The organism is Pseudomonas sp. B20(2017), assembly GCF_002113125.1.
In the GTDB taxonomy this organism is placed as follows: Bacteria; Pseudomonadota; Gammaproteobacteria; order Pseudomonadales; family Pseudomonadaceae; genus Aquipseudomonas.
Window position 1 is genome coordinate 69,617 of the sequence record NZ_NEJP01000022.1, and the last position, 13,375, is coordinate 82,991.

Genomic DNA, 13,375 nt, shown 5'->3' on the forward strand with positions numbered 1-13,375 from the left:
CCTCATGAGCGACTTCAACACACTCGAATTGCAGAGCGATCCACGGGGTTTCGCGACCCTGTGGCTGAGCCGCGAAGAAAAGAACAACGCGTTCAACGCCGAGATGATCCGCGAGCTGATTCTGGCGCTGGACAAGGTCGCCAGCGACGCCGGCCTGCGTTTCCTGCTGGTGCGCGGACGCGGCAAACACTTCAGCGCCGGCGCGGATCTGGCCTGGATGCAGCAATCGGCCGAACTCGATTACCACACCAACCTCGACGACGCCCGGGAACTGGCGGAGCTGATGTACAACCTCGCCAAACTGAAAATCCCGACCGTGGCCGTGGTGCAAGGCGCGGCGTTCGGCGGCGCGCTGGGTCTGATCAGTTGCTGCGACATGGCGATTGGCGCGGACGACGCGCAGTTCTGCCTGTCGGAAGTGCGCATTGGCCTGGCGCCAGCGGTGATCAGCCCGTTCGTGGTGCAAGCCATCGGCGAACGGGCGGCGCGGCGTTATGCGCTGACGGCCGAGCGATTCGGCGGACAGCGGGCGCGGGAAATCGGTTTGTTGTCGGAAAGCTATCCGGCAACCGAGCTTGAACAGAAAGTCGAGCAATGGATCGACAACCTGCTGCTCAACAGCCCCGCCGCCATGCGCGCCAGCAAGGATCTGCTGCGTGAAGTCGGCAACGGCGCGCTGACGCCGGCCCTGCGCCGCTACACCGAAAACGCCATCGCCCGCATCCGCGTCAGCCCGGAAGGCCAGGAAGGCTTGCGAGCCTTTTTGCAGAAGCGTCCACCGAGCTGGCAAGCCGCAACCACCACCAAGGAGCCGCGTTGATGAGCGCACCTGTTCTCACCACCCTGCTGGTGGCCAACCGTGGCGAAATCGCTTGCCGGGTCATGCGTACCGCCAAGGCGCTGGGCATGACCACCGTCGCCGTGCACAGCGCGACCGACCGTGAAGCGCGGCACAGCCGCGAAGCGGATATCCGTGTCGATCTGGGCGGCAGCAAAGCGGCCGACAGTTACCTGCAAATCGACAAACTGATCGCGGCGGCCAAGACCAGCGGCGCTCAAGCGATTCATCCGGGTTACGGTTTTCTTTCGGAAAACGCTGGTTTTGCCCGTGCCATTGAAGCCGCAGGCCTGATTTTCCTCGGCCCGCCCGCCTCGGCCATCGATGCGATGGGCAGCAAATCTGCCGCCAAGGCCCTGATGGAAACTGCCGGCGTGCCGCTGGTGCCGGGTTATCACGGTGAGGCGCAGGATCTCGACACCTTCCGCGATGCTTGCGAGCGCATCGGTTATCCGGTGCTGCTCAAGGCCACCGCCGGCGGTGGTGGTAAAGGCATGAAGGTCGTTGAAGACGTCAGCCAACTGGCTGAAGCCCTCGCCTCGGCTCAGCGAGAAGCGCAGTCGTCGTTCGGCGATTCGCGGATGCTGGTGGAGAAATACCTGCTCAAGCCGCGCCATGTGGAAATCCAGGTGTTTGCCGATCAGCATGGCAATTGCCTGTACCTGAACGAGCGCGACTGCTCGATTCAGCGTCGGCATCAGAAGGTTGTCGAAGAGGCGCCGGCACCGGGTTTGAGCCCGGAACTGCGTCGTGCGATGGGCGAAGCGGCTGTGCGTTCGGCGCAGGCCATCGGTTATGTCGGCGCTGGCACGGTGGAGTTTTTGCTGGACGCTCGCGGCGAGTTCTTCTTCATGGAGATGAACACGCGGTTGCAGGTCGAGCACCCGGTGACCGAAGCCATCACCGGGCTCGATCTGGTGGCCTGGCAGATTCGCGTTGCCCGTGGCGAAGCGCTGCCGATCACTCAGGATCAAGTGCCGCTCAACGGGCATGCGATTGAAGTGCGGTTGTATGCGGAAGATCCGTCGAACGATTTCCTGCCGGCGACCGGGCGTCTGGATCTGTATCGCGAATCCGCCGCAGGACCGGGGCGCCGTGTGGACAGCGGGGTTGAGGAAGGCGATGAAATTTCGCCGTTCTATGACCCGATGCTCGGCAAACTGATTGCCTGGGGCGAAGATCGTGAGCAGGCGCGGTTGCGGCTGCTGAGCATGCTCGATGAGTTCGCGATTGGCGGGCTGAAGACCAACATCAACTTCCTGCGACGGATCATCGGTCATCCGGCGTTTGCGGCGGCGGAGCTGGATACCGGGTTCATTCCGCGTTATCAGGAACAGCTACTGCCAGCGCCTGTCGCGCTGAGCGACGAATTCTGGGATGCGACAGCGCAGGCTTTTGCGCAGAGTTTGCCGGGGATGGCTCGGGCGGATGATCCGGCCTCGCCTTGGGCGCTCCACAGTGGTTTGCGCGCGGGGTTGCCACGTGAAATCACACTGCATTTGAGTTGCGAGGGGCAGGATCGGGCGTTGACGCTCGGTGCTGGCGGCAATGCAAAACTGATCGGCGAGCAATTAGTGATTGAGCGTGATGGTTTGCGTCGACAGCTGCGTGCGATTCGTCGTGGAGAGGTTCTGTATCTGCAATGGGACGGCGAGTTGCGACGCGTTGAAACGTACGACCCGATCAGCGCTGTCGAAGCCAGTCACAGCCATCAGGGCGGTCTGACGGCGCCGATGAACGGCAGCATCGTGCGGGTGCTGGTGGAGGCCGGTCAATCGGTTGAGGCCGGCGCTCAATTGGTGGTGCTGGAAGCGATGAAAATGGAGCACAGCATCCGCGCGCCCCACGCCGGCGTGATCAAGGCGCTGTATTGCCAGGAAGGCGAAATGGTCAGCGAAGGCAGTGCACTGGTCGAACTGGAAGAAGCGTGAAAAATGGATCGATCCTACGCCTGGCGAGGATCGATCTGACTAGTATTTGGCCGTGGCCTGAACCACGACGCCGATAATTCGGCACTCGTCGGTCAACAAGGCTTTCGGCCAGGTTGGATTGAGCGGCACCAGGTAACGCTGACCGCCCTCTTCGATCAGCTTGCGGAAAATCGCCTCGTCACTGTCCGGCCACTGGGCGATCACCAGTTTGCCGGGCTCGGGTTCCAGTGCCGGGTCCACCAGTATCATCATCCCCTCGCCGATGCTCTGCCCGGTGGGCGCGGTCATCGCATTCCCCATCACCGTGAGCCAGAACGCCGGGCCGCGGGCATGATAATCCGTCAACTCGAAACGTCGCTTGTCCTTGGCACTCGAATACGCTGGCTGGCTCTCACGGGCCTCGATCGGCACATTCCACTCGCTGACCGGATAGCGAAAGTAAGGGTTGTACTTCTGCGCCAGGGGCATTTCGTCATCCGCATCGATCTGCGGTTCACGAATCACCACCGCGACCTCGAGATACTCCATGCCCAGCGCTTTCAGCACGCGGTTCATCTGCGTGATGCCGGGCTCGCGGCGCTTGTTCAGCCAATGGCCGATACCGCCCTGAGACATGCCGACGCGCTCGCCGAGCTCGACTTGAGTGACGTTGAGTTCACTCATTTTGGCCTTGACCAACTCAATCCATTTATCCATGTGCGGCACCATACGTGGACGCCTGCGGCCGGCAAAACACATATTGTAGTATTTAAATTCTGGTCACAAATACCGATAGTACTATGCTTGAGTCACGGATTTGAATCGACCAAGGAGTGACCTTTCACCATGAATATCACCAGCAAAGACTTGCCCGACCTGCAAATGGACACCACCTTTACGTCTCCGCAAGGGTGCGCCGCTGCGCAGCGGGCGTTGGACTATTACTTGAAACCAGCGGTGTCAGAACCGGAAGTGGACGAGCGCTTTTTCGGCGTGAACAGCAATCTGAGTGGCGAAGAATCCCTGGTCCACGCCTCCGATCTGCTGCGATGCGCAGCGGCTACGGCGTTCAAGGCGGCGGACGGCTTGCAGGGCGTGAGTCGGGATCTGGCGTTTTCGGTCGTGCACATGGTGGACATGGCGCGGGCGATGGTCGATCACTCGCTCGATGGCGCGGTTCGCTGAGACGGGAGTTCGGACGGACGGGAAAGAATTTTCCAATCGCGCAGATAAAAACATTTGACTTGCAAATGATAATGATTATTATTGCAAGCAGCTGGTCGCGAGATCAGTCGATGGACCAGAGACCTTAGGTCGGTCTTCTGGACTATCTCCTCATCAGGCTAATCACGGTTTTTGACCCGGCTTTTTGCCGGGTCTTTTTTTGCCAGTTTTCTGGCTTGTGGCTTCAGGCTAATGAAGTCTTTGGGTGCCGCAAATTCGATGGCGCGGATAATATCAAAAGAATATTGCTTGGCAAGCGAACCCCGGCCACATTGGGGCAAAGTAATGCCAATTAGCACTTGAGAATCAATCGCACAGCCACTAAGCTGCATCCGCGTCATGGAGGACGCCCCCCCGCCACAACCCGCAATTTCCCTCGGTTTCACCCCTGTCTTGCGTGTAAAGTAGCCGCCATAAATCATATTCAGGAACCGATTATGACCGTGGCCAAATCTTCGTTCGACATCAGCGCCAACTTCGACAGCGGCAACATCCAAGTCATCGATATCAGCAACCCGCTCAGTCCGGTTCTGGCCATTCGCCCAGATACCCGCAGCGCCCACTTCCAGTGGTTCCACTTCAAGGCCAGCGGCCTGCATGTTCATCAGGAACACTGGTTCCGCCTGGTCAACGCCAGCCAGTCCTCCTATAACAAGGCCTGGACCGGCTATCAGGCGGTCGCCTCTTACGATCACGTCAACTGGTTCCGCATTCCGACCCAGTTCGAAGGCGACAGCCTGCGCTTCTGCCTTGAAGCCGAGCAGACCCACGCCTGGTTCGCCTACTTCGAACCCTACAGCCGTGGCCGTCATGACTGGCTGATCGAACAAGCGCTGACCAAGGCCGGCACCGAATTGCTGGCCACCGGTAAAAGCGTCGAAGGCCGCGACATCCAGCTGCTTCGCAAGGGCACCGGCGCCGAAGGACGACGCAAAATCTGGATCATCGCCCAGCAGCATCCCGGCGAACACATGGCCGAGTGGTTCATGGAAGGCGTGATCGAACGTCTGGAACATAATGACGATCCGGTGCTGAACAAACTGCTGGACAGCGCCGATCTGTATCTGGTGCCGAACATGAATCCGGACGGCGCTTTCCATGGCCATCTGCGCACCAACGCCATGGGACAGGACCTGAACCGCGCCTGGCAGAACGCCAGTCAGGAAATCAGCCCTGAAGTACTTTTCGTACAACAGCAGATGGAAAAGTACGGCGTCGATCTGTTCCTCGACGTACACGGCGACGAAGAAATCCCCCACGTGTTCACCGCCGGCTGCGAAGGCAATCCGGGCTACACCCCGCGCCTGGAGAAGCTCGAAGAGCACTTCCGCAGCCACCTGAAGCACACCACCAAAGACTTCCAGACCAAGTACGGCTATACCCGCGACGAACCGGGCCAGGCAAACATGACCCTGGCCTGCAACAGCGTCGGCCAGAAATTCGACTGCCTGTCGCTGACCCTGGAAATGCCGTTCAAGGATCACGATGACGCACCGAACCCGCTCACCGGCTGGTCGGGCAAGCGTTCCAAGCAACTGGGCAAGGACGTGCTGACCACCATCGCGGACATGGTCGACACCCTGCGCTGATCGCCCCTGATTGTCGCTTCACGAAAGATCGCAGCCTGTCTGCGATCTTTTTTTTGTGCCGACTTTTACCCAATCAGGTTGCAAATCAAAACTGGATTACTTACCGTCAATCAAGTTTCAACTTGAAACCTGAAAGGATCCGGGACATGAAAACTGCAACACTCGATAAAGGTGTCGTGCTGCTTTTTGCCATCGCTTGCGGCCTCGCGGTGGGCAACGTGTATTACGCCCAGCCGCTGCTGGATGCGATGGCCGACGCCTTCGGTCTGTCGCCGGGCGGCATCGGCATCGTCATGACGCTGACCCAGGTCGGTTACGGCCTCGGGCTGTTATTGCTCGTGCCCCTCGGCGACCTGCTCAATCGCCGGCGGCTGATCGTCACACAAACGCTGTTGTCCGCCGCTGCGTTGCTGATGATCGCCTTGGCCTGGAACAGCGCCTGGCTGCTGATCGGCGTCACCCTGACCGGCCTGCTTGCCGTGGTCACCCAGGTGTTGGTCGCCTACGCGGCAACCCTGGCCGTCCCGGCACAACGCGGAAAGGTTGTGGGCGTGATCACCAGCGGCATCGTCGTCGGCATTTTGCTCGCGCGCACGGTGGCTGGCGGCATGGCCGATCTGGCCGGCTGGCGCTCGATCTACCTGCTGTCGGCGGGATTGACGCTGGTGATGGCCGCGCTGCTGTTTCGGGTGTTGCCCAAGGATGAAGAAACTCGGCCGACCACGCATTACGTGGCACTGATCGCTTCAGTGTTCAGCCTGTTTCGTGAGGAACCGGTGCTGCGTCAACGAGCAATCCTCGCCCTGCTCACCTTCGCCAGCGCCATGGTGCTGTGGACGCCGATGGTGTTGCCGCTGTCCGCCCCGCCGTTGTCGCTTTCCCACAGCGAAATCGGATTGTTCGGACTTGCCGGCGCGGCAGGCGCACTGGCCGCTGCCAGAGCCGGTCACTTGGCGGATCGAGGATGGGGACAGTGGGTGAGCGGCCTGTCGCTGCTGCTGATGCTGGGCTCGTGGCTGCCAATCGCACTCACCCAAACTTCGTTATGGGCACTGCTGCTTGGCGTCATCACCCTGGATCTGGGCTTGCAGGCCGTGCACGTTACCAGCCAGAGCATGATCTACAGCGTCCGCCCGGAGGCGCAGAGTCGACTGACTGCCGGCTATATGCTGTTTTATTCGATTGGCAGCGCCTTGGGCTCAATCGCTGCAACGGCCATGTACGCCTGGGCAGGATGGCCGGGCGTTTGCTGGCTGGGTGCCGCAATCAACACGGTCGCGCTGTTTTATTGGTGGAGCACCGTGGCCAAACCGAAACGTGGCGAGGCTGCTTGCGCCCTCGCCACGTCGGACTGACACAATCAACCGCGATTGCGTCCCCGCAGCATGCTGTCGAGCACTTCGTCGCGGCGCACCCAGCCATGGAACAGCGCCGCCGCCAGATGCAGCAGCACGGTCAGGAACAGCAGATACGCCAGATACCCGTGAGCCTTGCGCAGCAACGCGAACACCTGCGCATCCGCCGGCACGATCGACGGCAATTGCAGCGACGTGCCGAGCATCACCGGATCCCCCGCCGCGCTGATCATCGCCCAGCCCAGCAGCGGCAACACCAGCATCAGCGCGTACAGCAACAGATGAGAGGCCTTGGCCGCCAGCACTTGCCAGCCCGGCAGATCCGCAGGCAGCGGCGGCTGACGGGTGCCCAGTCGCACCAGAATGCGCACGATCACCAGCAACAGAATCGCGATACCCAACGGTTTGTGCAGATTGATCAACCATTCATGCCGCGCCGACACCGAGGTCACCATGCCGGCACCGATGAACAACATCGCGATGATCATCAACGCCATCAACCAGTGCAGCAAGCGCGCCAGCGGATTGAAATGAGTCGGTTGCGTGCTCATGGGCGAGCCTCCTTTTTGCCGGTCGGCAGTTGGCTGACTTCGCTGGTGCGACGCAGGTAGGAATCGGCGTAACCGGCCGAGCGCGCGGCCAGCAACGGATCGTCGGAACCCTGAATGCCGGCCGGCAGCACCAGCGGATCGTAGTTGATGTCACGGCATTCACCGCTGAGCTGCGGTTGGGTCTTTTCCAGTACCAGAGTGCCGGCGTTCAACACTTTGCGGCCGGCGGGCCAGGTTTTGCTCGCGTCGTTCACCGGATCGTCGGCGTTGGCCAAGGTGATGTTCAACTGAAAGCGCAGCGGCCCTTCGGCCAGGCGCTGCACCAGATCCTTCTCAAGGAAGTCGCTACCTTCAGGCGCGGTCGCACCGGCGGCGTCCTGGGCCAGCGGCGTCATGCTCCAGCGCACCGCTTGCTTCTTGCCGCTGGCATCCACCAGATAGAACGCGTTGACGCTGTTGTAGGTTTCCGTCGCGTAACTGGCCGAAGGTTTGGCGGTTTTAATCCAGGTCAGAAACGGCACGGCTTCCGGGTGTGAGGCAAAAAATGCCGGCACCTTGGTCGGATCCGGTTTACCGGTGGCGGGATCCGGCGATTGCGCCTGCTGCAACTGATAGAACGCCTCGGGCGTGCCGACCGGGAACACCGGCATGCTGTTCATCCCGGTGCGCCACTGCTGGCCGTTGGCCTGAGTGAAACGCAGCGCCAGACTTCGTATCGGTACGGCGCTGTCCGGCGCATACGGACTGCCGGCCGGCAACGCAAAGCGCCCGACCACCGGGGTGCGCGGCTCGTTGAACACTTGCGCGACAGAATACGAGCGAGCCTCGCCGCTGCTCTCGAAATGTCCGATCACGCAAACACCTTTGGCGTGATTGCGGCGAAAGCCGGGATGCACGCCGTTGTTCTTTTCCAGCACATCGACCAACGCTTTCGGCGTCAGACGTTGTGGGTCAAATGAACCATGAACGTAGGCAAACGCCCCGGCCAGGGCTGCGACCACCACGGCGATTCCGCCAAGCCGCAACACCAGGCTCGCGGCACTCAGTGGCGGGCGTTGTGGCCCGCCGGGCGATGAACTGCGATCAACCATGAAGCACTCCAGGGCCATCGGCCACAATTAGGAAGAATCAGCAAGACGCACGCCATCGGGATTTATTCCACGGCCCGGTATTTATTTTTCAGAACGTGGAATAACCTCCAATGCCGGACGTCTTCCTAGTCCACAGCGTAGTGACTAGTAGAACTTCATGAGCGAATTCGACGAACAACTGAGAGAAATAATTCCCAGATTGCGGCGCTTTGCCGTGTCGTTGACCCGCAACGGCAGCAGCGCCGACGACCTGGTACAGGCCAGTCTGGAGCGGGCGCTGTCGGGTTGGGGCGACAAACGCGCCGACGGCGATCTGCGCGCCTGGCTGTTTTCGATCCTGTACCGGCAGTTCCTCGATGCGCATCGGCGTTCGCGGCGGTATGCGCGGATGCTCGAGTTCTTCACCGGCCGCGATGACGCCGAGCCCTCGGTGGAACGCACCGTCATTGCCCAATCGACCTTGCAGGTCTTCGACCGACTGCCCACCGAACAGCGCGCGCTGCTGTTGATGGTGTCGGTGGAAGGCCTGACTTATAAGGAGGTCGCCGAGATTCTCGACGTCCCCACCGGCACCGTGATGTCGCGCCTGTCCCGCGCTCGCCAGGCCCTGCGCCAGCTCAGCGACGGGGAAATCAGCAGCCCTTCCTTGCGGATACTCAAATGATCAGTCTGCCTCCCAACGAACGTGACCTGCACGCCTACGTCGACCACCAGCTCAGCGAGGCCGACCGACATGTGCTGGAAACCTGGCTCGCCAGCCATCCGGACGAAGCGGCGCAGGTTCGTGCCTGGCAACAGGATGCCCAGCACCTGCGCGCTGCCCTCGGCGGTGCCTTGCAACAACCGGCCAATCCGAAACTCGATCCGTCGCTGATCCGCCAGCGACTCAAGCGCCAGTCGCGCCGCCAGTGGGCCAGCGCGGCGGTGCTGCTGATTGCCGTCAGCCTCGGCGGTGTCGGTGGCTGGAAGGCTCGGGACATGACCGTGTTTCATCCCCCGGCACCGATGACGGACGCCTTGCAGGCCTACCGTTTGATCGCCCAGCAAGGACTTCTGCCGGCGGACTACAAGGTCGACGGCGACGGCGACATCCAGCGCTGGCTCGACCGTTATTTCACTCAGGCCAATCGCCTGCCGGACCTGACATCGGCTGGATTTACACCGGTCAGCGGTCGTCTGCTGAGCACCGATGAAGGCCCGGCGGCGATGGTGATGTATGAAGACCAGAGCGGGCACAAGGTCAGTTTTTACGTGCGTCCACCGGGACCGAAAAATACCTTTCTGCCCCGGGGCAGCCGCCAGGACGGAGATCTGCAGGCCGAGTACTGGTCCGGCAAGGGCTACAACTACGCGATGGTCAGCCCGACCGATACCCCGGCGGCGAAAATGCTCAAGCAATCCGTGAGTTTCTAGCCGGTTCAGAACCCCACATCCAGCACCACATTGTCCAGGTAGGTTCCGGCGGGCGGTGTGGTCTGGTCGGTGTAGATTTTCGCGTTGTAATTGAATATCTGGCTGCCGGTGCCCAGCCCGTTGCCGGGGTTGACCTCGGCATCGCTGCTCGCCCGGCGGGCCGCGCCGACACTGCCCCAACGGGTGGTCCCGGCGCTCTTGAAAATGTCGTAGGCCAGATAGTTGCTGCCGGAAATCATCCGTCGCCGTCCACCGACACTCAGCGCATTCTGCCCGTCGTTCAGCCCCACGGTGTAGGCACTGCCTTTGGTGCAGGCGAGGTTGATGGTCTGCCCGGTTACAGGGGTGAACGCGCTGACCACCGGTGCGCTGCCGAAGGCAATGTTCGGCGCGGTGATGGTGCAGTCGTTGGACACCGTCAGGTTTACGGTCAGCGTCGTGGTGCCGCTGTTGATGTCCCGCCCCAGGCAAATGCCGCCGATGCCGATCCCGGAGCAGTAGTTCCAGTTCCAGAAGATGCTGAGGGTCTCGGTATACACTCCGGCCGCAACATTGCTGCCGATGGTGGTTCCCAGATACAGCGGCACGGTTCTTGGTACGGTTCCTCCCAATAATCCCAAGGCATCGATGATCCCGTTGCGGGCGAAGTCATAGGCGGTGCCGCGCGTCAGCGGGTAACTGGTGCTGTTGTTGGCGTAGATCGTGTAACCGATCACGTCGCCAGTGGGCCCGAGCAAACCGCTCTGGGTCGAGGTGACGGTAGCCCAGAAATGGTCATTGTTGGTCAACAGCGACAGCAGAGAACCGGTGCAACTCAAACCTCCATTCAAAGTGGAGCTGGGTTGCGAGGTGGTGCGCACGGCGATCGAACTGATATTCCCGAACCCGGCCGGCGTGGTGGTGACCACCGAACACAGCGCCTGCGCCAGCCCCGGCAGCAGCAACAGCAGCCACAGAGCAAGCCGCGCCCGGATCATTGGCACACCAACGGGCCGATCAGCGGCACTTCATCTTGCTGCAGATCGACGCTGAATTGCGCCTGGCAGGTCTTGCCGTCCGCGAGAGTCACCCGCAGCGAATTCTGCGTCTGAAGATTTTCCAGATAGACCAGCCCGTCCCAACCGACCACCGTCCGCGTGCCGCTCTGCTCGTGGAGCACGCCACTGCCCAGCGGCAACTCCTTCTGCTGCGCATCCACCAGCACGATGCTCGCGGCGATCACCCGGCTCAGCGGAAACTCCAGCAAATAGCCACTGCCCCGGCGTACGGCGACACGTTGCTCGACATTGGGGCTGCGCACGTTGGCCGGCAGGTTCAGCGGATCAATTTCGTACTTGCCGCGGTAATAGGCGCTGCTCCATGGCACCAGCAGGTGGCCGTTACGGTCGGTCTGGCCGACCTGCTGGTTCTCGTAACGTACCGGAATGTCCGCGTAGCCATCGGTGCTGACCACCACGAACGCATCGTCGATGCGGTTGGCGGCGAACACTTGATCGTCCATCCATACCAGCGAACCGCTGGCATCGGCCCAACGGGTTTCGGCGTCGGACGTCCCATAGACGCCGGCCTGCAACTGCACCGATTGCAGGCGCCAGGTCACGTCCGCCTGGCGGTAATCGGCGCCGTCGCCCTTGGCATAGCCGAGATTGAAGCCCACCCCGCCCTCGGACGGCACGGCGCGGCTGTAGTTGACCCGTTGCTGCGTCTGCCCGGTCTTGCTGCGCTCACTGCTGATGGCCAGGCTGCCGCGCAGATCGAACGGAATCACCAGTTGCGCCTGCACCGCCCAGTTGCTGTCACCGATTTCGCGGTTGGCCGACAGGTAGAAACTGCTGTTGCGCCACAGCGGTTTGCTCCAGCTCAGGTTGAGCAACCGCGTGCGGGTTTCGTCTGCCGCGCGAATGTCGAAATACCCGACGCCGAGACTGCCCCAGCGCTCGAGGTTGAGGCTCAGGGTCGCCTGCTCACTGCGCTTGCTGAGTGTGGTGTAAGGGCTGTCGACCACGGTCAGGTCGGCGTAACGGTCGCGGCGTTGCAGACGCTGATAGGAAAAGCTGTAGCGCTGGCCGCTGTATTGATAACCGAGGCTCAGTTGCTGACCGCCGTCGCCGTCGAAACGACTCTGGCTGATCGCACTGTTGAGGACCCCGAAGTTGCCCAGCCGCAGGTTGCCGCCCAGCCCTCCGAGGGTCAGGGAATCCGCCGCTTCGGCGTGGCTTTCCAGAGTAAACGTGTCGCTGACGCCATAGCGCAGGCTGCCCGAAGTCACGCCCGGCCCGTAGCTGAAATCCTTCAGGCCGTAATCCCGGCGCAACGTACCGGCGGCCACCGAAAAATCGCTCAGGCCCTTTTGCAACAGGCTGCTGGTGACATAGAACGGCACCGTGGTCGACACTTGCCGGCCCAACGCATCGGTCGTGACTACAACCGCCTCGCCCGCGCCGTTGATAAACGGAATGTTGGTCAGGGTGTAAGGCCCCGGTTGCAGGTCAGTGCTGCTGGATTTGTAGCCGTTGATGAACAGATCCACCGAGGACGGCACCGCCGCCTCCCCGGCGAACTGCGGCAGCGGATAGGTCACCAGATCCGGGCGCACCGCAAAATCCCTTGAGAATTGCACACCGCCCAGACGAACCGAACTGCTCCAGGGCAAGGCGCCGCTGACCACGTCCCCGGCCTCGTAGGTCAGCATCCGCTCGTCATCGGAGTAGCGCCAGGTGGTGTCGTAACGCAGGTAGCCATTGTCCAGCGTGCTGACCGCATCCCCCGACAACGTGCGACGATATTGCCCGGTGTTCGACAACGTGCCCCAACTGTCGAACACCCGCACTTCGTTCCACGCCGCCAGATAGGTGCCGGCGTCGTCGGTGTCATTGAGGTACAGGTCATAGTTGAATAACGCGCCAAAACTGCTCAGCGCCGGGGTGCGCGGATAAACCTCGCGGTTGCCGATGAACTGCTCTGGCAGCCAATCCGGCGGCACATCAAGCAGCAAACGCTGGCTGACGCTGTCGTAATCGCTATGCAGGCCCGGCAGGCCGTCGAGATCCACTTCGGCACCCGCAGCTTCCGGCAGCTTCATGCCTGTGTCGCGCAACACACTGGCCGGCAGGAACAGGTGACCTCCGCGCTGCTCCACCGCCACCACCCGACCGGTATTCATCTGGTTGACCACAAGTTCCAGAAACAACTGTGCATCGCTGACGGCCTCCATGCCGCTGGGAGGCGGCGGCAGTTCGCCGGCCCCGGATGGATGAATGAACATCAGGCACCACGCGCCGGTCATGAGCCACAACGGACGCTGAATACGTCGAGCCCATCCCGGACTCATTAGCGTGTTACGTCCGTCAATGGACTGATTCCTCCTGAAACCGCTGGCGCCGAAACCCGAAAGCTTCGGCATG

The 13,375-nt window shown here is 61.5% G+C and carries 13 protein-coding genes; 7 read left to right on the forward strand and 6 right to left on the reverse strand.

The features are described from left to right. The first annotated feature begins 4 nt into the window (after positions 1-4). Both CAF63_RS25780 and CAF63_RS25785 read left to right on the forward strand, forming a co-directional pair. A complete protein-coding gene (locus CAF63_RS25780) occupies positions 5-820 on the forward strand; it encodes a gamma-carboxygeranoyl-CoA hydratase (RefSeq protein ID WP_085690051.1) in 816 nt (271 codons plus the stop codon). Further along, positions 820-2,769, forward strand: coding sequence for an acetyl/propionyl/methylcrotonyl-CoA carboxylase subunit alpha (locus CAF63_RS25785; RefSeq protein WP_085690053.1), 1,950 nt, complete (start codon positions 820-822; stop codon positions 2,767-2,769). The genes CAF63_RS25780 and CAF63_RS25785 overlap by 1 nt, the downstream gene beginning before the upstream one ends. Positions 2,770-2,808: 39 nt before the next feature. Here the strand turns inward: CAF63_RS25785 and CAF63_RS25790 are convergent, their stop codons facing one another. Further along, positions 2,809-3,465, reverse strand: coding sequence for a LexA family transcriptional regulator (locus CAF63_RS25790; protein WP_085690118.1), 657 nt, complete (start codon positions 3,463-3,465; stop codon positions 2,809-2,811). A gap of 129 nt (positions 3,466-3,594) precedes the next feature. On the opposite strand from CAF63_RS25790, the gene CAF63_RS25795 reads away from it, so the two are divergent. Then, positions 3,595-3,933 (forward strand): DUF6124 family protein, encoded by a 339-nt coding sequence (locus CAF63_RS25795; RefSeq protein WP_007951520.1) that lies wholly within the window; start codon positions 3,595-3,597, stop codon positions 3,931-3,933. Positions 3,934-4,091: 158 nt separating this feature from the next. Here the strand turns inward: CAF63_RS25795 and CAF63_RS28660 are convergent, their stop codons facing one another. After that, complete coding sequence (locus tag CAF63_RS28660) at positions 4,092-4,313, reverse strand: hypothetical protein (RefSeq protein ID WP_143492493.1); 222 nt, start codon at positions 4,311-4,313, stop codon at positions 4,092-4,094. 96 nt (positions 4,314-4,409) lie between these two features. Between CAF63_RS28660 and CAF63_RS25800 the strand changes: the two genes are divergently transcribed. Then, complete coding sequence (locus CAF63_RS25800; protein WP_085690055.1) at positions 4,410-5,561, forward strand: M14-type cytosolic carboxypeptidase; 1,152 nt, start codon at positions 4,410-4,412, stop codon at positions 5,559-5,561. 146 nt (positions 5,562-5,707) lie between these two features. Continuing rightward, entirely contained in the window at positions 5,708-6,916 is a 1,209-nt protein-coding gene (locus tag CAF63_RS25805; protein ID WP_085690057.1) for an MFS transporter, read from the forward strand. 5 nt (positions 6,917-6,921) lie between these two features. Here the strand turns inward: CAF63_RS25805 and CAF63_RS25810 are convergent, their stop codons facing one another. After that, positions 6,922-7,467, reverse strand: coding sequence for a cytochrome b (locus tag CAF63_RS25810; RefSeq protein WP_085690059.1), 546 nt, complete (start codon positions 7,465-7,467; stop codon positions 6,922-6,924). Beyond that, positions 7,464-8,558, reverse strand: a complete 1,095-nt coding sequence (locus CAF63_RS25815) for a catalase family peroxidase (RefSeq protein WP_064597803.1) — start codon at positions 8,556-8,558, stop codon at positions 7,464-7,466. The genes CAF63_RS25810 and CAF63_RS25815 overlap by 4 nt, the downstream gene beginning before the upstream one ends. 157 nt (positions 8,559-8,715) lie before the next feature. Here CAF63_RS25815 and CAF63_RS25820 point away from each other — a divergent pair, with 157 nt between their 5' ends. Both CAF63_RS25820 and CAF63_RS25825 read left to right on the forward strand, forming a co-directional pair. After that, complete coding sequence (locus CAF63_RS25820; protein ID WP_085690061.1) at positions 8,716-9,222, forward strand: RNA polymerase sigma factor; 507 nt, start codon at positions 8,716-8,718, stop codon at positions 9,220-9,222. Beyond that, positions 9,219-9,971, forward strand: coding sequence for an anti-sigma factor (locus CAF63_RS25825; protein WP_085690064.1), 753 nt, complete (start codon positions 9,219-9,221; stop codon positions 9,969-9,971). The genes CAF63_RS25820 and CAF63_RS25825 overlap by 4 nt, the downstream gene beginning before the upstream one ends. Positions 9,972-9,976: 5 nt before the next feature. Here the strand turns inward: CAF63_RS25825 and CAF63_RS25830 are convergent, their stop codons facing one another. Both CAF63_RS25830 and CAF63_RS25835 read right to left on the reverse strand, forming a co-directional pair. After that, the gene (locus tag CAF63_RS25830) at positions 9,977-10,948 is read right to left on the reverse strand and encodes a spore coat U domain-containing protein (RefSeq protein ID WP_085690066.1); all 972 of its coding nucleotides are present in this window, start codon (positions 10,946-10,948) and stop codon (positions 9,977-9,979) included. Beyond that, positions 10,945-13,302 (reverse strand): fimbria/pilus outer membrane usher protein, encoded by a 2,358-nt coding sequence (locus tag CAF63_RS25835; protein WP_085690068.1) that lies wholly within the window; start codon positions 13,300-13,302, stop codon positions 10,945-10,947. Before CAF63_RS25835 ends, CAF63_RS25830 begins: the two co-directional genes overlap by 4 nt. Positions 13,303-13,375: the final 73 nt, after the last annotated feature.